Here is a 20986-nt window from a genome sequence, read left to right as displayed (position 1 = left end):
CGGCTGAGGCGTAACATCACGAACCGGGGACCGCCGCTGGACGGCGGCACACAGGGGAATCCAACGGTGGCCGCTTGACTCTGTATGTATCCAGCCTGCTGATTGCCTGCGGCATCTGTTTCTTCGCCGGCATCCACGCCACGCTCGCGGGATCTTCGCGTGGTCAGGGCCGTGTGTATCTCGCGTTCGGTTGCCTCAGCCTGCTGCTCTCGATCTACCTGGCGCTGACCGCAGCGCTCTACCAGACCGATACCTTGTCGACGGCGTGCGCGCTGATGCGCGCGCAGATCACCTTCGCCTGCCTGATCTATCCGGCTGGTATCTGGTTCTTCGGTCTGTACACGGATCTCGCGCACTGGCGGCGCTGGGTGACGCTGGCCGTGCTTGTATTTGGCCCCCTGCTGGTGATCAACCTGGATTCGCCGTATAGCCTTCTATACACCAGCATCACCCCACGCTCGCCGTTGCTGCTGCCCTGGGGCGAGAGCGTGCAGCACTTTGCCGGCACCGAATCACCCCTGCTTACCGGCATCTACTACGCCGCGGTGGATGTCAGCTACCTGTGGGCGGTGTGCTGCTGCATCATGCTGTGGCGCCGGGGCCGTGGTGCGCGTGTCTGGTCGCTCACGCTGTACCTGATCGTGCAGGCCGCCGCGTCGGTGCATGCCGAAACAGTCAATCACGCCGGCGGACGTGGGTTGACCTTCGACTCACTGGCGTTCCTGGTGCTGGTACTGCTGATGAGTGGCGTACTCCGACGTGAGCTGCTGCAACGAACCCGTGCACTGGGGATCAGCCTCAGCGAACTGCGCAGCGAAACCCAGCGGCGGGAGGGCGTCGAGGCGGACCTGCGACACCTTGCCTATCATGATCAACTGACCCACCTGCCGAATCGCCACTACATGCACGAGCGTCTGCAGCATGCACTTGCCGCCACGGAACAGGTAGACGGCGCGCTTATCCTGTTCGATCTCGATCACTTCAAGACCATCAACGAAGCGCTCGGCCATGACGTGGGCGACGAGCTGCTGAAAGGAGTCGCCGCGCGCATCGGCGAAGCCGCCCCCGCCGATGCCTGCCTCGCCCGTTTCGGTGGCGACGAGTTCGCTCTGCACCTGCAGCCACTGGGTGGCACCGGCGAACCACCCGCTCATGCAGCCCTGCGCATCGCACGCGAGATCACGGCGCGGCTCGCCGTGCCGCTGCGTATCGGCAACCATGACCTGGTCGTCGGTGTGAGCGCCGGCATCACGCCACTGCCTGGCACGGCCCAGGATGTCGACCACGTGCTGCGTCAGGTCGACATGGCGCTATACCGCGCCAAGGCTGCCGGGCGGCACACCGCGGTGGTATTCGAGAGCGGGATGCAGGCGCAGGCCGATCGACGCCTGTTGCTGGAAAAGGGCCTCCGGCTTGCTCTCGACCGCGGCGAATTCGAACTGCATTACCATCCCCAGCTCGACATGCAGGGGCGCTTCATCGGCGCCGAGGCACTGCTGCGCTGGCGACACCCGGAACATGGTCTGATCGAGCCGGGCGAATTCATTCCGATCGCCGAGGAGACCGGCCTGATCCATCGCATCGGACGCGACGTCCTGCATCAGGCCTGCCTTGAGCTGGAAGCATGGCCAACCGCAGATGCCCAGGCCCGCATCTCGATCAACGTCAGTCCGTGGCAACTGTTCGCCCAAGACTTCGTGCGCACGCTGCAGGAAACGGTGGCATCGACGCGGGTCGATCCGCGCCGCATCACTCTGGAGATCACCGAGAACGCCTTCCTGCACGACCTGGACGATGCGGCCAGCAAGATTCGCGAACTGGATGCCGCCGGGTTCCAGTTCTCACTGGACGATTTCGGCTCCGGCTATACCTCGCTGGAAAGCCTGAAAAAACTTCCAGTGCGCGAACTCAAGATCGATCGCACGTTCATCGAGGTACTGCACGCCGGTTCGCCCGACCGGTTCATCGAGGCCATGATCGCCATCGCGCACCACCTCAAGCTGTTCGTGGTCGCCGAAGGCGTCGAAACCGAGGAGCAACGGGATGCACTTGCCGCACTGGGTTGCGACGCCATCCAAGGCTACCTGGTAAGTCATCCGCTGCCAGCACCAGCATTCCGCAGCTGGCTCGCGCAGCACGCCGACAGATCATTCGTCTTCGGCAGGTAGTTCGCCCAGATCCGGCAGGTCGGCAAGGTCGAGCACGCCAAGGCGCCGGGCAGCGACCGACGGCTCCAGCGGCCAGCGCGCGACCACCTCCTGGTGGCCCTGGCCGAAGAAGCTGCGGATCAGCACAAACTCACGCACCGTCCAGCAGATCGGTGTGATGGATTCCTGCATCGCGTCGATCGCATGACCATGCAGCAACGCGACATGCGGCAGGTAGCTGGAGACGCCACTCACCGACAGCCCAATGCGGCGCTGCGCATCGGCGATGGCCCAGCGCAGCTTCAATACCGACGCGCCGCTGACACTGTCCGTGCACAGTACAAACGGGAAGCGGCCGTCCTTGGCGCTGAAGCGCATGGCCGAATCCAGCGTGACGTCGAATGTACTGGCCCGTACCGTACCGGCGGCAGCCAGCAAGGCGGCTTCCAGCGATGGCAACATCCGCTCCGGTCGACCCATGGGACAAAGCGTCAGATGGTAGCTGTGGGCACCCACCGGTGTGCCGATCATCCGCGCTGATTTGCGGAAACGCTCGCTGACGCCAGCGAGCCCCGAACGAGCCTGCTCGTCCGGCAGCACGGCAAAGAAGAAGCTGATGCCGTCTGTTGGTTCACGTTGGATCGATGGGATTGGAATGAGCTGGGCCTCCGCGGCAAACACGCTGACGGCGGCCTGTGTGCGGCGACAATATTTGCCACGTCGCCATACCGGGCCAGCCTGCCACAGTCTAGCGCCGCTACAGGCGTGGGCGCGCCGTACCGGATCAGGCGCCAAGCAGGGCGCCCCTGGGGCAGCAGCGGTGCGTGCCGCACTTCGACCAGTCTTTGGTGGCTACACTGGATTTCCCGAAGAATGTGAGGATCGCGCGATGCGTTACCCATGGATAATCTCCGGAACAACTCTTGTTGCCGGTCTGCTGGCAAGCTCGCTCGCCATCGCCGGCACCACAGCAAGCCAGACTGGCTCTGCGCCAGACTCCGCTGCATCCTCAACCACGTGGCGGATCGGCGCCGTTGAAACACTCGCGGCGCAGCCGGATGCCGATGCTCTGGTCACCGCTGCCGGGCTTGCGCAGGATCTTTCGAATGGTGCGGAAAAATCGCTGGGCCTGCTGGACCGCGCTACCGTCGTCGCACCCCAGGCCGCGGATATCGGGCTGCTTGATGTGATCCAGTGCAGTACACAGCCCGGTTGCGAGGTGCTGAGTCGGGAGACCCGCGTGCGCGGCATCGATCCGCACAATGGCGATGTGTGGATGGCCGCGTTGCATGACGCCTCCACTCACGCGGATCAGGCACGCATCGACGAAGCCCTCGCGAACATGGCGCGCTCCACCCATTTCAATGTCTATTTTGCGTCTCTCGGACGACGCTTCATCGCCGGATTGAATCGTGTCCCCACCCCGCCAGGCGATCCGGCGGATCAGGCCAACACACCCGAGTCGCAACGGCAGATGCAGGCGATGAGCATGGTCGCAGCGCTGGCCATGCCGGCGCTGCAGGATCTGGTGCGAGTCTGCGAGCCTGGCACGGCGCCCAGCGATGGCCGGCGCAAGACGTGTCGTGATACCGCGACCTCGATGGAGCATGGCGACACCGTGATTGCGAACATGGTCGGCCTGCAGCTGCATGAGTGGAACGCCCGCGATGCCGACGACCGGGCCGAGGCCCTGGCGCAGCGCCGCCGCTTGCAGTGGCAGATGAATCAGCTGGCCACAATCACCGGAACTCCGGCGCTGCCGCCGACGAAAGAGGTCGCCAGCATGCTGGCGCATGAGCGCGAGGTCGACAGCATCGACGCGATGCTCGCCGACGCCGGCAAGCCACTCGATCCGCCGACAGACTGGCAGCCACCGCCACCGCAGCGCGTACGCCCTCCATCCACTCCATGAGCGTGGCCGAAATGGCGTGATCCGCGCAATGGCGGAAAAAACAAGCGACTGCTCGTGTACATGCGTGACCCGGGGCTATCGATCACCTCGATTGGATTCAGTTGTCTGCGGGCGGTGACGAAAAGGCCCAGCAATGCGCGGTGGCGTAATCAGCCCTTGTGCAGGAAATGCACGTGGATACCGTTGGCCTTGTCGTCGGTGCGGTGCCCTGCCCGACTCTCGGTGACCTGACACCACTGGCTCTCGACGCCAGTCTCGCAAGGCTTCTCCACCCGCACGCGCTCGCCTTGCTGGATCGGAAAAAAAGTCTCGATGACCATCGCATCATCGTTCTCCCAAGCCAGCATCGCAGGCTTCGAGGTCGCGGCTCCCCAACCAAACTCGATATGGATATGTCGCGGCGGGATAGCCCCGCGATTGTCGAGATGCCAGTCATCGGTCTTGTTCAACAGCGACACCAGCAACGGGTCGCTCCAGTCGACAACGTTACCCGGCGCCTTCGGGAAAGATTTTTGATCGGCCATGTGCGGAGTATCCCGTCGGGGACGAACCATTGAGCGTTCTGCTGATTTGCGGTCCGCCACGTCGGACCAATGCCGCCGGGGCTCGCACGCGCCGAGGTGCATCCCTGCAGCTGCCCAGCAGGCCGACTTGCATGCCATCTGAACATGCCTATCCGAACCGGCACGGCACGACTATAGCCTGCACACTCCAGCGCATCATTAGAGCCTATGGCCTATGCAAAGCATCGCTGCAAGCCTCCCCAGAGGAGGGCCAGCTCTTGCTGAGCCGGCTGGTTCGCTGAATGTGACTATGCCTGCTCGCCGTCAGGGCCGGCATGCCGGTTTTCGTCAAATTCGTCGGACGCGCCCGATGCGGAATCGCTTTGCCGCAAGGAATTCAATCGCTGGGGCCGGTGCAGGCTGCATAGCGCTGGCCTTCGACGCGGACGACCTCGCCACGCTTCTGCAGTTCGATGCTGGCGATGTAGTGCTCCGCAGAATCGAAGTCCACGCGGCCACGACCATTCACCGGCGGATGACCGGAACAGCTCACCGCCCACGCCAACGCCGTGCTGCTGCGGTGCTGGTCATTGCGCTGGCATGACGGGACAGTGGGGACGGCAAAGCTCGCGAACGAAGTCCATGGATCGGCCCCTTCGTCGATGCAATGCCATTCGATCGATGGCTTGCCGGGATGGCCATGGCTGAGCTTGCGCGTAGTGATCTTCCATAGCCCCGGCATGGCTCGGAAATCGGCGGAATCCGCATGCGCGAGCGGACTGCCAAACCCCACCGCGACGAACAGGGCCACGCTGAAACCATGGCGCATGACCGAACTGCGACGCAGGCGCCTCTCCGGCTTGATCAGGTTGTCGTTCACTGGCGTTCTCTCCCAAGATGGTTCGTGAGTTCCGGATACGCGAATGCCCTGCCTGCTGCTGCAGGCAGGGCATGATTTGCGCGGCAATCAGTCTCTGGTAGCCGCGACCGCGTGATCCGAGACGCCTGATCGCCCGAAATCGAACATGTTCATCAGGTTGCCGATCGCCGGCGAATTCACCGGCACATACGGATCGCTGGGCAGCGCGATCGGATTGGGCAGATTGTCGCGGCTACGTGACGAGATCGCTTCGTTCAGACCCCAGTTGGCCTCGACGAATTTGTCGAAGGAGACATGGTCGTAGTACGTGTGCACGACATGGCCGCCTTCGGAATAACGCGAGATCACCAGCAGCGGAATGCGCGTGCCGTCGCCGAAGAAGTCGATCGGCTGCACATAACCGGAGTCGTAGTAACCACCGCCTTCATCGAAGGTCACCATGATCACGGTGTCGTTCCACACCTTCGGGTTGGCCTTGGCCATCTCGACGATCTTCTTCACGTAGCCTTCGAAGAGTTCCAGCTTGGACGAGGACGGATGGCCATCCAGCAGTCCATCCGGCTTGGCGATCGATACCGCCGGCAAGGTGTCGTTCTGGATGTCGCTATAGAGGTCGTTGATGTCCTGGTTGTTCGCACGCAGCGCCGGATTGGTCATCACCTGGGTGGAATACAGGAACGGGTCGCAGATGTTGCAGAACGTGCCAGCCTCACCGTTTTCCTTGCCGTCGCCCCAGCCCTCACCGTAGTACTTCCAGCTGACACTGTGGCGGTTCAGCAGCAGGGCGAGGTTGTCCTGTTTCGTCGGCGGGATGGTGAACTGCTGGCTGCCCAGCGGCGCAGGCGTGCCGTCACCGAGGTAACCCGGGTTGTAGTTGTTCACCAGGTAATAGGCGCCCGGCTTGCAGTCGGTGCCGCGGAAGCTGCGATAAGGCAACGAGCGCAGATAACCCCTCACTTCAGCCACGCCCGGCTGCGTGTCGTCAGCGCAGTTGACGTAGGAGCCGCCACCGTAGCCGTCCTGCACGTACCAGTTGTTGGTGCCTGCCTGGGCGTTGGGGTTCTCGATCTGGTTGGCCGGCGGCATTACCGGATGGCCCTGCGCATCGGCGTAATAAATCGGACTGCCGAAGCCGAGCATGATGTGGTTGGCGCCGGTGCCGCCCATCACCGACTGGTGGAAGTTGTCGCTCAGCGTGTAGTTCTGCGCCAGCTCGGCGAAGTACGGCGCGTCACCCTTGGCGATGTTGAGGAACTGCATCGAGGTCGATCCCTCGCCGGTGGATTGCACGGTGAAACCTGCCGGTTGCGCGGCACCGTTGTTGCCGGCACCAATGGTGGTCTCGACCCATGGGAACAGGTCATTGCGGCAACCGCTGGGATTGTGTGCCGTTGCAGCCTGCGCGCTGCAGTCGAGCTGCTGCCACATCTGGAAGAAACGGTGCACCGGGCTGTTGGCGTAATCGTTGTAGCTGATCGACGCATGCATATCGACCGGCGCGTTCGGCAACTGCGTGGGGAAGCGCGTGTCGATGACGTCGTTGGGCAGACCGGTGCCGCCTTCGGCGAGTTCGACGTAGTCTTCCGTCGGCAGTCCGGGCTCGATGGCTTCCGCCTGTGCCGCCGAAGCAAGATACGCCTGCGTCGGAGCACCGCCGGTGTTCATCGCCGGCAGCAGCGCATACGGCGCTGTGTGGGTGGGTGCAACCGCAAACGCGCCGGTATTCGATGCCTGCCACTGGCGTGCGGCAGTCACGTTCGGTCCCGGCGTGCCATCCGCGTTGACGATGCCTTCGGACAGCAGATTGCGGATGCTCTGTCCGCGGGGCGGCGTATAGGTGGCGTAGACGTGATCGAAGGTGCGGTTTTCGCCGATCAGCAGGATGACGTGCTTGATCGGGGTAAGCGTGTCATTGCTGCGGTCACCCACATGACCGGGGTTATGCAGCGTGACGATGCCGCCGGGCAAACCTTGGCGATTGCGCGCGCTGGTAGCCGGCACGTTCTGGCGGAAGCTGGCGTCCTTGTCGGGTGGAGTGGTGCTCTGTGCGCTCACGATGCCGGCAAGTCCGGCAGCGAAGACGCCAACGACCAACGATTTGAGCCGCGTATGGCCGAACACTGTGCGCATGACTGGATCTCCTGCAGACACTTGGGTAAAGGCTGCCATCGAGTAATCCCCCTGATTACTGGCCTGCGCGCGAAGCGCGCCTGCCGGCCGTCGGCAGTCTGGTCCGCGCAGATGACATTGCGTTGGCACTCGCGCGACAACGCACGCGTCCTGCATGACAGTGCGGCTACAACACACCAGCATGTGCGTCAGCGCACAGCGCGTGCGTGACGATCAGGCCTGCGCCGGCAGCAATTGGTAGGGCCGCATCATTTCGTTGTCCTCGTGCTCGAGGTAGTGGCAATGCCACACATAACGACCGGGCTCGCCCTCGAAGCGCATCGCGATACGCGTGACCATGCCGGGATCGGCACGCACGGTGTCCTTCCAGCCCGCTTCGTGCGGTGGCGGTGGTTGTGCCGGGCCGGTGTATTTGACGGCACGATGCGCGTTCCAGGCGAACAGATCGAACGGACGCCGATCGATCACCTGGAAGCGCACCAGATGAAGGTGGATCGGATGCGCATCGCCGGTGATGTTGACGAAGCTCCAGGTTTCGGTCGTGCCCTGCCTCGGCTTCTCCGTGACCGGGTCCGACCACATCTTGCCGCCGAGCAACATCATCATCGGATTGCCGCCAGCATCGTCCTGCTCGCCTATCGTCAACAGACGATCATGCACGGCTGTCGCCGGATCGATACACGCGACCGGGCGCAACGTGGCTGGCAGCACGGACGTATCGCGCCGCCCACGGTCGCGCACACGAAACTCCAGGATCGCCTCGCTCTGGTGATGCAGCTGCACCGCCTGCCCCGCCAAGCCGGTGAAATCCACCACCACGTCGGCGCGCTCGGCCGGATACAGCTCGATCCGCGGTCGCTCCAGCGGGGCAGGCAACAGCCCCTGATCGCTGCCGACCTGTTGGAACGAATGCCCATGCGACAACGAGAGATCGAAAAAACTGGTGTTCGCCGCATTGATCAGGCGCAAGCGGTAACGTCGCGGCTCGACCTCGAAATAGGGAAAGAGCTTGCCGTTGCACAGCACCGCATTGCCGTGGCATTCCGACACCCACGGCGCCGATGGGTCATCGGAAACGGGGTAGTAAAGCTGGCCATCGCGCGCGATCAGCCGGTCGCACAGGATCAGCGGCAGGTCGTGATCCCCCGATGGCAGGCCGAGCGCCTGCTCGTCCGCGTCGCGGACATTGAACGCGCCAAACAGTCCGGCATAAATGTTGAGCCGGGTAATGCCCATCGCATGATCGTGGTACCACAGCGTCGCCGCATCCTGCACGCCCGGATAGTGAAACTGCGCCGAGCGGCCCGGCACATACCAGTCCTCCGGCCAGCCATCGCTGCCCGCCGGCACGCGCGCACCGTGCACGTGCGTCACGGCGCGCACCGCAGGCTTGGATTTTTCGGCACCGTGGATGTTGTGGTCGATCGGCAGGAAGTGCTCGGTCGGCAAGGCATTCACCCATTCGATCAGCAACGGCTCGCCACGCGTCGTCTCGAAGGTCGGACCCGGCGACTGGCCGTCGTAACCCCACAGCGGCGTGGGTGGCAGGTCGCGGTGCAGGCGCGCGCTGAAGGCACGCATCTCCATCCGGTAATACGGCAACGTACGGCCTGGATAGGCCGGATGCGCACGTGTCCCGCTTGCACGCGCGATCGGCGGCACCGGCAGGGGATCGACAAAGCGCGTCAGTGAAGTCGGATTGAGCAGTGGAACCTTCGGTGCTGCCAGCGTTGGTGCCGACATTCGGGCAGGCATTGCCATCGGCATCGTGCCTGCCGATGCCAGGCGCAACGCATCGGCAACGGCAAACCCGCCGATCAGGCTGCCGGCTCCACACAGGAAGCGACGGCGCGAAAGCGTCACGACCGACCATCCTGGCCGGCTTGGTCCACTGTGTCACGGACGCGGCCGCGCGCAACAGGGCGAGCACAGCAACAATATGTACATGTCATCCAGCCACCCTAGGCAATCCCCATGACAGACATGTGGCAACCCATCGCGCAATGCGGACCGGTCTGGTGGATGAAACGCGATCGGGTGATGATGCTGCGGACATGCCACGGAGCACACATTCATGACCACCCCCACCGTCCGCGCCATCACGGGCCCGGTGCCCTACACGGTGACACTGACCGACGGACTCGGACATGCCTGGCTGGCGGACGAGCCATCCGAGGTGGGCGGTGCCGACGCTGGCCCGTCGCCACACGGCTTGCTGCTGTCGGCGCTCGGTGCCTGCACCGCCATCACCTTGCAGATGTACGCGGCGCGCAAGCAATGGCCGTTGACCGCTGTTGGCGTCGAGCTGCGCTTCAATCCGGATGGGCCACCTGCTGCCGGCAACGACATCGCGCGTGCGATCACCCTGCAAGGGCTGTTGACCGACGAACAGCGTGAACGCCTGCTGCAGATCGCGAACATGTGCCCGATCCACAAGGTGCTGAGTGGCGAGGTGCGCATCGCCACGCAACTGGCAGCGGACAGCACAGGAAACCGCACATGACCCGCATCCTGGGCATCTCCGGCAGCCTGCGTGCCGGGTCCTACAACACCGCCTTGCTGCATGCAGCAACGACCCTGGTCGACAGCGGTGTCACGCTGGATGTCGCCACGCTGCACGGCATCCCGCTCTACGACGGCGATCTGGAGCAGCGCGAAGGACTGCCCGCCGCGGTCACCACGCTGAAGGAGCGCATCGCCGGCAGCGATGGCCTGCTGCTGGTCACGCCGGAATACAACAACGGCGTACCCGGCGTGTTCAAGAACGCGATCGACTGGCTGTCGCGCCCGGCCTCCGACATCCCGCGCATCTTCGGCAACCGTCCGGTCGCGCTGATCGGCGCTTCACCTGGCGGCTTCGGCACCATCCTCGCCCAGAACGGCTGGCTGCCGATACTGAAGACGCTGGGCACGCGGCATTGGTCCGGCGGCCGCCTGCTGGTATCGCGCGCGTCCAAGGTGTTCGACGAGCACGGCGAGCTGCAGGACGAAGCGATCCGCCAGCAACTCGGCAATTTCCTGCACGGTTTCGCGGCCTATATCGCAAGCTAGCCGCACTCGCGCCCATGCCGATCCACCCTGATATCGTCAAGCCAACCTCATGAATCCAATTGGGTTTTCCAGTTGGTCGCGCCGGCAATATCAAGGATCGGATGCCCAGGATCACGATCGCTGCCGGTCCATGGCCGGGGCGGCATGAACCGATCCCCACTTCCCCAGGCTGCATGCGTAACCCTGCACATGATTTGTCATAGACTCGGCCGTCGGCGATCGTAATGACATGCCAGACGTTGTTGTCATTACCCACGGTCGCCGCACCGATTCATGCCCTCGCAGGCATCCGATGCTGGCCGATGCATGCGACAACCGCGACATCGTGAGGAGGATACTTTCATGACTCACACTTCTCGTACCCATGTATACCGTCAGATCGCCATAGCCTTGTTTGCCGTGGCCATGACGGCATCCGCGCTGCCCACCCAGGCGCAGCAGTACTACCAACGCGGCGGATATCACGGACGGCCGGCTCCCCAGTACTACCGCGGCCATGATTATCGCCGTGGTGGCAACAACGGCGGCGCGCTTATCGCCGGTGCCTTGCTGGGCGTGATCGCCGGCACGGTGATTGCGAATTCGGCACAGCAACCGCCACCCGCCGTGGTCTACACGACGGCGCCACCGCCACCGCCGCCTGGAGTGGTTTACTACGACAACAACAACCCACCTCCGCCGCCACCCGATCCGAATGCACCGTATCAAGATTAAATGCCGCGACGCGCCCAGCCGGGCCGTCGTCGATCCGACCTTAGTGAATCGGAGCATCCAACCATGAAGAACGCCATTCGCAACCTTGCCGTACCCGCCTTGCTGTCGTTTGCCGTCCTCAGCAGCCCAGCCTGGGCGCAGCAGGCAGCAACGGCTCCCGCTGCGCCAGCTTCGAATGCGACACACACCATGCATCACGCACAAAAGCGCGCGGATGCCGTGGAACAACGCATCAGCGATCTGCACACCCAGTTGAAGATCACCGACGCGCAGTCGAAACAGTGGGACGCCTTCGCCCAGACGATGCGCGACAACGCCAAGAAGGCCGCCGACGCCTTCCGCGACCGCGCGCAGAAGCTTCCGACGATGAACGCCGACGAAGCCATGAAGTCCTATGCCGCACTCACCCAGCTGCATGCGGAAAACATGCAGAAGCTGTCTTCCGCGATGAGTGATTTGTACGCCGTGTTGTCGACCGACCAGAAGCAGACTGCTGACGCGATGTACCGCAATAACGGGCCGAAAGAACACAAGGCCATGCACAAGCACAAGGCCGCTGCCCCGGCGGCCGCGGGTTCTTCCGCTGCACCGGCTTCCAACTAGACCAAGCCCCCGGTTGAGAGCCAGGCATGGAGATCAACCGTCCAAACAGAAGGCCCGCCGGTTGGCGGGCCTTCTGTTTGGATCGCCGCGACAGATCTGCATGGCCCGTCGGCACGTCCAGCCGTTCTGCACGCAGGCCGGTCATTCCCGCAGCGTGCTGGTGAACTTCAGTCTGCCCGACCGCGTCGGGCAGACGCGCGACCTACCCTCACCGAGCCAGCGGAATCAATCCACCGGGCCGCCCGGGCGCGAGGTCCGGCGCCCCCTCCAGGCATAACCCGCCGCCAGCAGCACGAACCACAGCGGACTCACGAGCAGGGCCTGGCGGGTATCGGACTGCAGGCTGAGCAGGACCAGCACGAAGACGAAGAACACCAGGCAGACCCAGCACATGAACACGCCGCCAGGCATCTTGTAGTCCGACGCTTCATGCAGCTGCGGGCGCTTGCGCCGGTACGCGATATAGGCGAACAGGATCAGCGACCAGACGAACATGAAAAGTATCGCGGACAGCGTGGTGACCAGGGTGAACGCAGTGACCAGGTCCGGGATCAGGTAGATCAGGGCCGCCCCCAGCAGCAGGCAGAAGCAGGAGAACAGCAGGCCGCGTGACGGCACCGCCGCGCGCGACAGTCGGGCAAACGCCTTCGGCGCATGATTCTCCTCGGCCAGACCAAACAGCATGCGACTGGTGGAGAAGATGCCGCTGTTCGCCGACGACGTCGCCGAGGTCAGCACCACTAAGTTGATCAGGCTGGCGGCGGCCGGAATACCAGCCAGTACGAACAGTTCCACGAACGGGCTCTTGCCGGGCTCGACCATGCGCCACGGTGTCACCACCATGATCGCGAGCAGGGCCAGCACGTAGAAGATGATGATGCGCACCGGGATCGAGTTGATCGCCTTGGGCAGGTTGCGCCTCGGATCGGCCGTCTCGGCCGCGGTGGTGCCGACCAGTTCGATGCCGACGAAGGCGAACACTGCGATCTGGAAACCGGCGAAGAAGCCGCCCAGCCCCTTCGGGAATACGCCGCCGTCATTCCACAGGTTGGCCACCGACGCCGCGTGCCCCGACGGCGAGCGGAAACCCCACGCGACCAGGCCGAAGCCGGTCACGATCAACGCGCAGATCGCGATGATCTTGATCAGCGCGAACCAGAATTCCATCTCGCCGAACAGCTTCACCGTGGCCAGGTTCAGGCTCAGCAGCAACAGCACGCACAGCACCGCCGGAATCCACGGCGCCAGTCCCGGAAACCAGTACTGTGCGTAGGAGGCGATCGCGATCACGTCGGCGATCGCAGTGATGATCCAGCAGAACCAGTAAGTCCAGCCGCAGAAAAAGCCGGCCCATGGCCCGAGCAGGTCGGTGGAGAAGTCGATGAACGACTTGTACTGCAGGTTCGACAGCAGCAACTCGCCCATCGCGCGCATCACGAAGAACAGCATCACGCCGATGATCAGATAGACCAGCACGATCGACGGCCCGGCCAGACTGATCGTCTTGCCCGACCCCATGAACAGGCCGGTGCCGATCGCGCCACCGATGGCGATCAGTTGCAGGTGCCGGTTGGACAGGCTGCGCCTGAGGTGCTCGGGATGCTCCAGCGATGCCGTCATGGTGCGCGCCTTTGGCGTGTGGGATGCGCCAACATAGAAGAAACGCGGGCATACCGCCAATGGCGTATTACGGATCGTAAAAGCCACGCACTCGTCCCGCCGGCCGGAAAGCTGGTGCTTGCGCACTGCCGGGGGATGCGGTGCAATCGCTTGGCACCTGCATAGCCATGCAAATCGTCGCGTGGCGCGTCTCAGGCAATCGGGGATCACCATGTTCGAGAAGTTCAGCCCCCCGCGACGTACCGCGCTGGAGAATGCATTGCTGATCTGGACGATATTGAGCGTCCTCCTTGGCCTGTACACGATGATCGTGGCCCGACTGGACATTTACGGTGGCATCTTCGGTGCGATCGAAGGGTCTCTCCTCATGGGCGTGGCGCTTGGATGCGCAGGACTGCTTGTCTGGCACTTGCGCAAACCGACATCTCGCATTCTTTATTTCGGGATTGTCTACTGGGCATTGCAGATTGCGTCCGTGAGGCTGGGCGATATGCACTACGCCTTCAGCCTCGGGTTGAAATTCGACTATCGCGTCATCGATACGACAGACATCACGATCAAGATAGATCTGCTAGCCGGCCTGATCGCCTACCTGTTCTATGTGGCGGCGGACCATCGCGCCATAAGCGAGTTTCAGGCTTACCAGAACGCGCAGATTCAACCACCAACAACCCCTCAGAATATCCCGGCTTCAGAAACGTGAAGTCGTCTGTCGGCTCGAGATAAACAGCCAAAGACAATGACATGCGGTGACTGACATCTGTCACTCCCCGAGTCGCGATGTATCGGGTAGCGTGACACCGGCATGCGAGGCGCCCACTGCGCCCGTCATCCATGCCCACCATGGAACATTGCAAAAGGAATCTTGTGCCAAACCGCTTGAAAAAATTTCTCGGGACGATGCTCGGCATCGTGTTCGCACTGGCTATGGTGCTGGCCACGCTTGTCGCGTGGAAACGGCCGGACCGGGCGCTGCAGGTCGCCACCGCCAATGTCGCGCAGACGCTGTGCGCGGATGTGTTCGTTTCCGGCCTGGCAGCGGATCGGGTGTTTGCCGAGAACATCGCGCCGATGCAGGGCATGCACATCCTGCTGCCGCACCTGCGCTATGCCGTCGATACCGCGCAGCGAACCGTCACCGCGCAATGGCGTGGCCGCTTCACCAGCGTGGCGACCTACTACCCCGGCTACGGATGCGCGTTGCCCACGATGACCCCGGATGCGGCAACCCTGCAGGCAGCACGTGAAGTGGCATCACTCGCGGCAACCTCCGCGGCGCCGGTCGTCAACACCGACCCGGCCATCGTCGACGCGCTGGCACATGCTTTTGCGGAACCGGCCAACGGCCCGCGCCGCAACGTGCACGCGATCGTTGTGCTGCACGACGGCAAGCTCATCGCCGAACGCTACGCCACCGGCTTCGATCCGAACACGCCGCAACTCGGTTACTCGATGAGCAAGTCGGTGGTGAACACGCTGCTCGGCATCCTGGTCCGCCAGGGCAAGCTGGACATGCAAGCACCGGCACCGGTGCAGGCGTGGAAAGCAGCTGGCGATCCGCGTGGGCACATCACGCTAGACCAGTTGTCGCGGATGACCTCAGGACTCGACCTCACCGAGGACGACAGCGGCTTCGATCCGGTGTCCACTATGTTGCTCCTGAAAAAGGACATGGCCGCGTACGCCGCCAATGCCGCGCTGCGCATACCGCCTGGAACGCAGTGGGAATACACCAGCGGCAACACCCTGATCCTTGGTGGCGTCCTGCGCGACACCATCGGCGGCGGCGCGCCCGGCCTGATCCGTTTCGCGCACCGCGAGCTGTTCGATCCACTTGGCATGCAGCATGTGCTGATGGAATTCGACGGCGCGCAAACCCTGGTCGGCTCCACCCGCATTTATGCCTCCGCCCGCGATTGGGCGCGCTTCGGCCAGCTCTATCTCGACGACGGCATGCTCGACGGCCGCCGCATCCTGCCTGCAGGCTGGAGCGCCTATGTCAGCAAGCAGACGCTCGACAGCATCTACGGCTCTGGCTTCTGGACCAATACCGGCACCGAAGCGGACGGCAGCCACATCATCGCCGGCATGCCCGGCGATGCGTACTTCGCCTCGGGAATGAACGGGCAACGCATCGTCATTGTGCCGTCCAGACGGCTGGTGATCGTGCGGCTGGGTTCCACCCTCGATCCGCCGAACTTCGACATGCGTGGTCTGGTGCGACTGATCAACGATGTGTCAGCGGCGGTGCACTAGCACGCCACCTTCCTCGCCAGTCCTGCGTCCCACGACCCATTCCATTACCGATTCTCCAGTGACACGAATGATCTCTGCTTCGACGACAAACCAGCCATTCGGCAGCGCAGCGAAAATTGCCATCGTGCTGCAGTCGCTGCGGGAGGCCTGCGTGACTATGCTGGCAGCCATAGCCACACTTCTGTGCGCACTGGCAATCGCGCCGGGGCCAGGGCCGGTCGTGCTGGCGGTGGTGTTGAGCCTGTCGCTTTCGCGCAGCCATCTCGATCGTGATCTGCGTGGCCGCATCGAGGCGGCCATCGCCCTGCCAGTGGTCGGTTTGGTCGCGGTCGGCGTCGGCATGCTGTTGCATCGCGCACCATGGATTGGCGCGCTGGTCTTCGTTGCCGGCATGTTCCTTTCGATCTGGTTGCGCCGGTTCGGCCCGATGACGCGGCGAGCCAGCTCGTTGATCGCGCTGCCGTTCGTGGTGCTGCTCACTACACCGCATATCCGGGCGGACCCCACCAGCGCGATCCCGGCGTCGCTGGTGCCGATCCTCATTGCGTTGCTGGCGCTGCTGTGGGTGAGCGTGCTGCATGCGCTGGCCCGTCGCGTGCATTTTCTGCCGCCAGCGCGCATGCAGGAACATCCGGCGCCTGAACCGGCGCCGTCACGCGAGGGTTCGCTGCGTCCCATCGCCAGCACCCGGATGGCCATCCAGATGGCTGTCGCGCTGGCGATGTCCTTCGTGGTGGGCTACGTCTTTTTCGCCGAACGCTGGGCGTGGATCGTGCTCACCACGTTCATCGTCATCAGTGGCAACCGTGGCCGGCTGGATGTCGCGTACAAGAGCGTGTTGCGCGTACTGGGCGCGGCAGCCGGCACCCTGCTCGCCTTGACGTTCACCCTGCACCTCGGCTCGCACGACACCACCACCGTCCTGTTGATTCTCACCGCGATTTTTCTCGGAGTGTGGCTGCGCCCGCTGGGTTACGCGTGGTGGGCGCTGTTCGTCACCCTCGCGCTGGCCCTGCTGCAGGGCTTCTCGGGTTCGTCGGCACCACTCATCCTGTGGCCCCGCCTGGAGGAAATCGTGATCGGAGCGATCATCGGTGTCGCCTCCGCGTGGTTCGTGCTGCCCGTGCGATCGACCGCCGTGTTGCGGCGGCGGATCGCCGACACGCTGGCGATCCTCGCCGATGCGCTGGATCCGGCCACGCCAACGCGCCGGCCCGATGATTTCGTTGCAGCCATCGCGTCCGTGGAACAGGTCGCCCCGGCATTCCGGGCCAGCCGTCTGGTCACCCGGCACTTCCGGACCATGCAGCAGGCTGACTGGGTGGATGCGCTGGCGGCATGCCGGGATCCCGCAGTCGCACTGATCGAAAAAGGCGAGACGCCGGGCCTCGTACGCCGTGCTGTCGGCGCAGCGCGCAAGGCAATGCATGAGCCCACAGAGTTGCAGCAGGCGTTGCGAAACTTGTGCCGTTCGCTGGAAAACCATCCGGAGAGCACGGTTCGAGAACCCGAATAGAGTTCTCTGCTTGCTTCATCCCGCGAAGTGCCTGGTGCCATGGCACCAGGCACTTCGCTCAACCACCGCGCACCCTGTTCGTGGCCTAGTTCAACGGCTTGCGGAACTTGTAGATGAATTTGTCGGTTTTGCCTTTGATCGACTTGTCAAAGATCGCAAGCGAGTGATCGTCCCCGGGATTGCGCAGAACCTTGCTCTCGCCGACGAACTCGAAGCCGGCAGCAGTGACTTCGGCCTTTACCGACGCGGGATCGATTCGGTGCAGGTCGTTCGTCCTGGAGATGCCGCTGCCATCGGCGGCGGCATGGTCGAGCACCAGGAAAATGCCGCCAGGCTTCAAGGCATCGAAAACGGATTTATTGAAGTGCGCCATGTCCAGCGAACCCATGAAGGGATCATGCAGGTCGTGATAGTTCTGGGACGTCCATACCATATCGACGCGCTCGGGAAGCTTGATCGCGGCGATAGGCTGAACCAGAACCACCACGTTCGGATAAGCCGGGGTGCCTGCAAACGTCATCAGGCTTTGCAGCCTCTTCGGCGCAATCTTTTTCATTTCCGCTGGCTGCAGTGCGTAGACCTTGCCCTGGACACCAGCGATCTTGCTGAAGATGCGCGTGTAGTAGCCGGACCCCGGCATGAGATCAACGACCTTGTCGCCCGGTTTGACCCCAGCGAAGGCCAGCACCTCTTCGGGCTTGCGGTTCGCATCCTGGGTCTTGTCATCCGCTGGCCGGCCGGCATCGGCCACCGCACTGGCAATGTATGCCGGCACGTCCGAAGCCGATTTCGCCGGCACACCGGTCCATGCAACCAGAGCAGCAGCGGCAATCAAAAAACGGTGGAGCTTCATAATGATGACCTCCTGAAGTACGACTTGTGATCGAAGCAGTCTTTCCCGGCTCGCTAGATTAAACCTCAATGGACATAGTTGAGTGCCAGCGCCGGTGTGATCGTGGGGACCGTGCTGTGGTTGCCGAGAATCACGCGAGTGCCAAGCAGGACGCCAAGACTGGGAGTCCAGTTGTATTCGATGGCGGGCGCAACGCCGAACGCCACGCTGGAACCCGAGTTCAACCGGACTCCAGGCAATGGCAGCGTACTGCCTGCATCCACCACGTCATACCCGTTCACGCGGGTGTTGCTGTCGTGGCTGTATGTGGCATCGAGCGCGAGCACCCAGCGTCTTGTCAGGCTGTATTCCCATGCTGCATCCACGAAGACGGCATTGCCGGGCCTGGCGCTGCCGCGGAAACCATTCCCGGTGCCGTAGACACTCACGCCCTGCACGTCCGCCTTGTTGGAAAACGTCTTCGACACGTTGAAGCGCATGCGCACAATGCGGCCGTTGGGCAACCAGAAATAGGTCTGGGAGTTGATCGCCAAGGTGGTCGCATAGGCTCCGCCGCCGAACCCATTGCTCGGCCGCTGCCCCAACTGGTCGTACCTGCCGGTCGGCAAGGTCTCCTGCACCTGGATGGCCATCGTCGGCATCCAGCTGCCCTCATGGAATTCCGTCAGCCGGTACTGGGCTTGCACGCCGATATCGCCCAGCCCGACACCCGAACTATTCCGGCCATCGGCAATCCTGTTGTAACCCACGATGGGGATGAAACCGACCGTCAGGTTTTGTGCGAGCCCGTAAAGCATGTAAGCGCGCGATCCAAAGCCGTCCACGTGACTGGAATGCACATCGTAAACATAAGGCTCGACCAGGAAGTGGCCGGGCGGCAATGTTTCGGCCGAGTTGGCCAGCATGGGGCCGGTCCACCATGCATCGTCCCGGCTCTGACGTATCGAATACGGTGCGGGAGCAAGCTGCGAAGCATCGGCAATACCTACCGTGCCGGCCGCCTCATCCGCAAGCTCAGGATGAACGTTGGCTCCATCGACTTCCATGCCCGAATGATCGGTCCATGACGCGGCCGCACTTTCCTGTGCGTGACCAGGACCGGGCAGCGACACAGCCACCAGAATACAAAACAGAAAGCAGCTCCGGCACAGGTTGAGTGTGTTCATTTGCCCTTTCATTCGCCTGCCAGCAATAGTTTGCGCAGGGTAAGACCAAGTCGTGCGAAAAGTCGCAGGCGTTGGCCCCATGGTTCACCATACGTGTTCAGGGTAATAGCGTTGCATCATGCGGGCGACGTAATCGACCAGGTTCGGATGAGCCTCCGCCGCACGACGCAACGGCGTATCGAAGAACGGCGTGATGACGCAGGCGAGCACGCCGAAGGCGGTCGCATCCACGCCACCGGACGATCCGCCCATAAGGTAGGGCTTGTCGCCCAGCAACTGCGATAGCGCGTCGATCGAGTGTTTGCCCAGTTCGGCGATACGCGCGGGCGAATGCCGACCCAGCCCCTGCGCATGCAGCTCGACCGCCTTGCGTGCCTGCATGTCATGACGCAACTGCGCGCGGTCTGCTTCGGGTGCGCTATCGGCGAAATGCGCCGGGCCCTTGGCAAAGTTCTCCGGATCGATCCAGCGGAACCAGACCATGGCGAAGTAGAGATGATCCTCGAGCAAACGCTCGATCGCCCAGGACTCCGCCCGCTGGCGTGCGTCCAGACCCTCATCCAGATCCACCCCGTACTTGCGCTCGATATGCGCACGGATGAAGGTGGAATCGCTCATCACCTCGTCGTGGTCATTGATGAAAGGCAACTTGCCATTTGGTGCCTGCGGCGGAATGGCGGATGTCCTGTCATAGGCCAGACCAGCCATCTTCAGCTGCACCTCGGTCTTGATCACGAACGGGCTGGTATCGGGCAGACCGAAGCCGGCCCGGGTGGCGTACAGGGTGAGGCTCGATGAAGACATCGGCAGGCTCGGCGACGGGAGGTGTGCATAGCGTGCCCCGGGGCTGCTGACAACATCGTGTCAGCAGTGGTGGCCCGGATCCGCTGATTGCGTGTCGATTTCCCTCGATCCCGTTCGTCGTCAGGTAAAACAGCCCTTTCTTGATCCAGTGGTGACCCACGATGACCTTGAAGCTCTATGCCCACCCCTTTTCCTCCTACTGCCAGAAGGCCCTGGTTGCCCTGTACGAAAACGGCACTCCGTTCGAATGGCGACTGCTGTCGAACGAGAACCCTGAAGCACTGCAGGAATTCGCGGCGCTATGGCCGTTGAAGCGCTTTCCCGTGCTGGTGGATGCCGGCCGCACGATCACCGAGGCAAGCATCATCATCGAATACCTCGGCCTGCTTCATCCGGGGCCGGTGTCGCTGCTGCCTACGGATGCCCGCGCCGCGCTTGAGGTCCGCAGCATGGACCGCTTCTTCGACAACTACATCTCGACACCTCAGCAGAAGATCGTCGCCGATAGCCTGCGCCCGGAAGCAGAGCACGACGCGCGTGGCGTCGCCGACGCACGCGCGATGCTCGATACCGCCTACGGCTGGCTCGACAAGGTCATGGCCGACCGCGAATGGGCGGCCGGTGGCAGCTTCAGCCTCGCTGACTGCGGCGCCGCGCCATTCCTGTTCTATGCCGACTGGACGCATCGCATCGATACCTCGTTCTCCAACGTGATTGCCTACCGGAAACGGTTGCTTGCGCGCCCGTCGTTCGCGCGCGCCGTCGACGAGGCACGCCCGTATCGCCCGCTGTTCCCGCTCGGCGCGCCCGACCGCGACTGACCTTTCGCTC

Annotated in this window: 19 protein-coding genes; 10 read left to right on the top strand and 9 right to left on the bottom strand. The window is 63.1% G+C overall.

From position 1 onward, the window contains the following. Positions 1 to 74 precede the first annotated feature (74 nt). Complete coding sequence (locus tag B0E48_RS05615; protein ID WP_077516658.1) at positions 75 to 2168, top strand: EAL domain-containing protein; 2094 nt, start codon at positions 75 to 77, stop codon at positions 2166 to 2168. On the opposite strand, the gene B0E48_RS05610 is transcribed toward B0E48_RS05615, so the two are convergent. Further along, positions 2148 to 2828 (bottom strand): 2'-5' RNA ligase family protein, encoded by a 681-nt coding sequence (locus tag B0E48_RS05610; RefSeq protein WP_254423855.1) that lies wholly within the window; start codon positions 2826 to 2828, stop codon positions 2148 to 2150. The genes B0E48_RS05615 and B0E48_RS05610 overlap by 21 nt on opposite strands. 208 nt (positions 2829 to 3036) lie before the next feature. On the opposite strand from B0E48_RS05610, the gene B0E48_RS17460 reads away from it, so the two are divergent. Further along, on the top strand, positions 3037 to 4059 hold the full coding sequence (locus B0E48_RS17460) for a hypothetical protein (RefSeq protein WP_139350156.1): 1023 nt from the start codon (positions 3037 to 3039) through the stop codon (positions 4057 to 4059). A gap of 149 nt (positions 4060 to 4208) precedes the next feature. On the opposite strand, the gene B0E48_RS05595 is transcribed toward B0E48_RS17460, so the two are convergent. The 4 genes from B0E48_RS05595 to B0E48_RS05580 form a co-directional block, all read right to left on the bottom strand. After that, positions 4209 to 4583, bottom strand: a complete 375-nt coding sequence (locus tag B0E48_RS05595) for a hypothetical protein (RefSeq protein ID WP_077516652.1) — start codon at positions 4581 to 4583, stop codon at positions 4209 to 4211. Positions 4584 to 4959: 376 nt separating this feature from the next. Then, the gene (locus tag B0E48_RS05590) at positions 4960 to 5442 is read right to left on the bottom strand and encodes a DUF3617 family protein (protein WP_077516650.1); all 483 of its coding nucleotides are present in this window, start codon (positions 5440 to 5442) and stop codon (positions 4960 to 4962) included. Between the two features lie 87 nt (positions 5443 to 5529). Next, a complete protein-coding gene (locus B0E48_RS05585) occupies positions 5530 to 7572 on the bottom strand; it encodes an alkaline phosphatase family protein (protein WP_077516648.1) in 2043 nt (680 codons plus the stop codon). Between the two features lie 213 nt (positions 7573 to 7785). Next, the gene (locus B0E48_RS05580) at positions 7786 to 9435 is read right to left on the bottom strand and encodes a multicopper oxidase domain-containing protein (protein ID WP_077516646.1); all 1650 of its coding nucleotides are present in this window, start codon (positions 9433 to 9435) and stop codon (positions 7786 to 7788) included. 211 nt (positions 9436 to 9646) lie between these two features. Between B0E48_RS05580 and B0E48_RS05575 the strand changes: the two genes are divergently transcribed. From B0E48_RS05575 to B0E48_RS05560, 4 genes are all read left to right on the top strand, one after another. Continuing rightward, on the top strand, positions 9647 to 10075 hold the full coding sequence (locus B0E48_RS05575; protein ID WP_077516644.1) for an OsmC family protein: 429 nt from the start codon (positions 9647 to 9649) through the stop codon (positions 10073 to 10075). Further along, complete coding sequence (locus B0E48_RS05570; RefSeq protein ID WP_077516642.1) at positions 10072 to 10623, top strand: NADPH-dependent FMN reductase; 552 nt, start codon at positions 10072 to 10074, stop codon at positions 10621 to 10623. The genes B0E48_RS05575 and B0E48_RS05570 overlap by 4 nt, the downstream gene beginning before the upstream one ends. A gap of 342 nt (positions 10624 to 10965) precedes the next feature. After that, positions 10966 to 11337 (top strand): hypothetical protein, encoded by a 372-nt coding sequence (locus B0E48_RS05565; protein ID WP_077516640.1) that lies wholly within the window; start codon positions 10966 to 10968, stop codon positions 11335 to 11337. Between the two features lie 63 nt (positions 11338 to 11400). Beyond that, positions 11401 to 11940 carry a Spy/CpxP family protein refolding chaperone gene (locus tag B0E48_RS05560; RefSeq protein ID WP_077516638.1) on the top strand — a complete coding sequence of 180 codons (540 nt, stop codon included), beginning with the start codon at positions 11401 to 11403 and terminating at the stop codon, positions 11938 to 11940. A 225-nt stretch (positions 11941 to 12165) separates the two neighbouring features. Here the strand turns inward: B0E48_RS05560 and cycA are convergent, their stop codons facing one another. Continuing rightward, entirely contained in the window at positions 12166 to 13560 is a 1395-nt protein-coding gene (gene cycA, locus B0E48_RS05555; RefSeq protein ID WP_077516636.1) for a D-serine/D-alanine/glycine transporter, read from the bottom strand. 211 nt (positions 13561 to 13771) lie between these two features. On the opposite strand from cycA, the gene B0E48_RS05550 reads away from it, so the two are divergent. The 3 genes from B0E48_RS05550 to B0E48_RS05540 all read left to right on the top strand — a co-directional run bounded on the left by B0E48_RS05550 (position 13772) and on the right by B0E48_RS05540 (position 17332). Next, complete coding sequence (locus B0E48_RS05550) at positions 13772 to 14263, top strand: hypothetical protein (RefSeq protein WP_139350155.1); 492 nt, start codon at positions 13772 to 13774, stop codon at positions 14261 to 14263. 176 nt (positions 14264 to 14439) lie between these two features. After that, positions 14440 to 15816 carry a serine hydrolase gene (locus B0E48_RS05545; protein WP_254423854.1) on the top strand — a complete coding sequence of 459 codons (1377 nt, stop codon included), beginning with the start codon at positions 14440 to 14442 and terminating at the stop codon, positions 15814 to 15816. Between the two features lie 157 nt (positions 15817 to 15973). Continuing rightward, entirely contained in the window at positions 15974 to 17332 is a 1359-nt protein-coding gene (locus B0E48_RS05540; protein ID WP_254423879.1) for an FUSC family protein, read from the top strand. A gap of 85 nt (positions 17333 to 17417) precedes the next feature. On the opposite strand, the gene B0E48_RS05535 is transcribed toward B0E48_RS05540, so the two are convergent. Genes B0E48_RS05535 through B0E48_RS05525 form a run of 3 tightly spaced genes read right to left on the bottom strand, consistent with a single transcriptional unit; the run spans position 17418 to position 20155 of the window. Then, the gene (locus B0E48_RS05535; protein WP_254423853.1) at positions 17418 to 18254 is read right to left on the bottom strand and encodes a methyltransferase; all 837 of its coding nucleotides are present in this window, start codon (positions 18252 to 18254) and stop codon (positions 17418 to 17420) included. After that, a complete protein-coding gene (locus B0E48_RS05530) occupies positions 18251 to 19432 on the bottom strand; it encodes a transporter (RefSeq protein ID WP_139350154.1) in 1182 nt (393 codons plus the stop codon). The genes B0E48_RS05535 and B0E48_RS05530 overlap by 4 nt, the downstream gene beginning before the upstream one ends. 3 nt (positions 19433 to 19435) lie before the next feature. Continuing rightward, a complete protein-coding gene (locus tag B0E48_RS05525; protein WP_077516625.1) occupies positions 19436 to 20155 on the bottom strand; it encodes a glutathione S-transferase family protein in 720 nt (239 codons plus the stop codon). A 161-nt stretch (positions 20156 to 20316) separates the two neighbouring features. Here B0E48_RS05525 and B0E48_RS05520 point away from each other — a divergent pair, with 161 nt between their 5' ends. Then, positions 20317 to 20976, top strand: coding sequence for a glutathione S-transferase family protein (locus B0E48_RS05520; protein WP_077516623.1), 660 nt, complete (start codon positions 20317 to 20319; stop codon positions 20974 to 20976). The last annotated feature ends 10 nt before the right edge of the window (positions 20977 to 20986 follow it).

This window comes from Rhodanobacter sp. C03 (assembly GCF_002001175.1).
Classification (GTDB): domain Bacteria; phylum Pseudomonadota; class Gammaproteobacteria; order Xanthomonadales; family Rhodanobacteraceae; genus Rhodanobacter.
This window is presented reverse-complemented; position numbering and strand designations above follow the sequence as displayed.

Coding starts and splice junctions, on each gene's coding strand:
- B0E48_RS17460 (WP_139350156.1), top strand. CDS start 3,037: ATGCGTTACCCATGGATAATCTCCGGAACAACTCTTGTTGCCGGTCTG.
- B0E48_RS05595 (WP_077516652.1), bottom strand. CDS start 4,583: ATGGCCGATCAAAAATCTTTCCCGAAGGCGCCGGGTAACGTTGTCGAC.
- B0E48_RS05585 (WP_077516648.1), bottom strand. CDS start 7,572: ATGCGCACAGTGTTCGGCCATACGCGGCTCAAATCGTTGGTCGTTGGC.
- B0E48_RS05575 (WP_077516644.1), top strand. CDS start 9,647: ATGACCACCCCCACCGTCCGCGCCATCACGGGCCCGGTGCCCTACACG.
- B0E48_RS05570 (WP_077516642.1), top strand. CDS start 10,072: ATGACCCGCATCCTGGGCATCTCCGGCAGCCTGCGTGCCGGGTCCTAC.
- B0E48_RS05565 (WP_077516640.1), top strand. CDS start 10,966: ATGACTCACACTTCTCGTACCCATGTATACCGTCAGATCGCCATAGCC.
- B0E48_RS05560 (WP_077516638.1), top strand. CDS start 11,401: ATGAAGAACGCCATTCGCAACCTTGCCGTACCCGCCTTGCTGTCGTTT.
- cycA (WP_077516636.1), bottom strand. CDS start 13,560: ATGACGGCATCGCTGGAGCATCCCGAGCACCTCAGGCGCAGCCTGTCC.
- B0E48_RS05550 (WP_139350155.1), top strand. CDS start 13,772: ATGTTCGAGAAGTTCAGCCCCCCGCGACGTACCGCGCTGGAGAATGCA.
- B0E48_RS05540 (WP_254423879.1), top strand. CDS start 15,974: ATGCTGGCAGCCATAGCCACACTTCTGTGCGCACTGGCAATCGCGCCG.
- B0E48_RS05530 (WP_139350154.1), bottom strand. CDS start 19,432: ATGGGGCCAACGCCTGCGACTTTTCGCACGACTTGGTCTTACCCTGCG.
- B0E48_RS05525 (WP_077516625.1), bottom strand. CDS start 20,155: ATGTCTTCATCGAGCCTCACCCTGTACGCCACCCGGGCCGGCTTCGGT.
- B0E48_RS05520 (WP_077516623.1), top strand. CDS start 20,317: ATGACCTTGAAGCTCTATGCCCACCCCTTTTCCTCCTACTGCCAGAAG.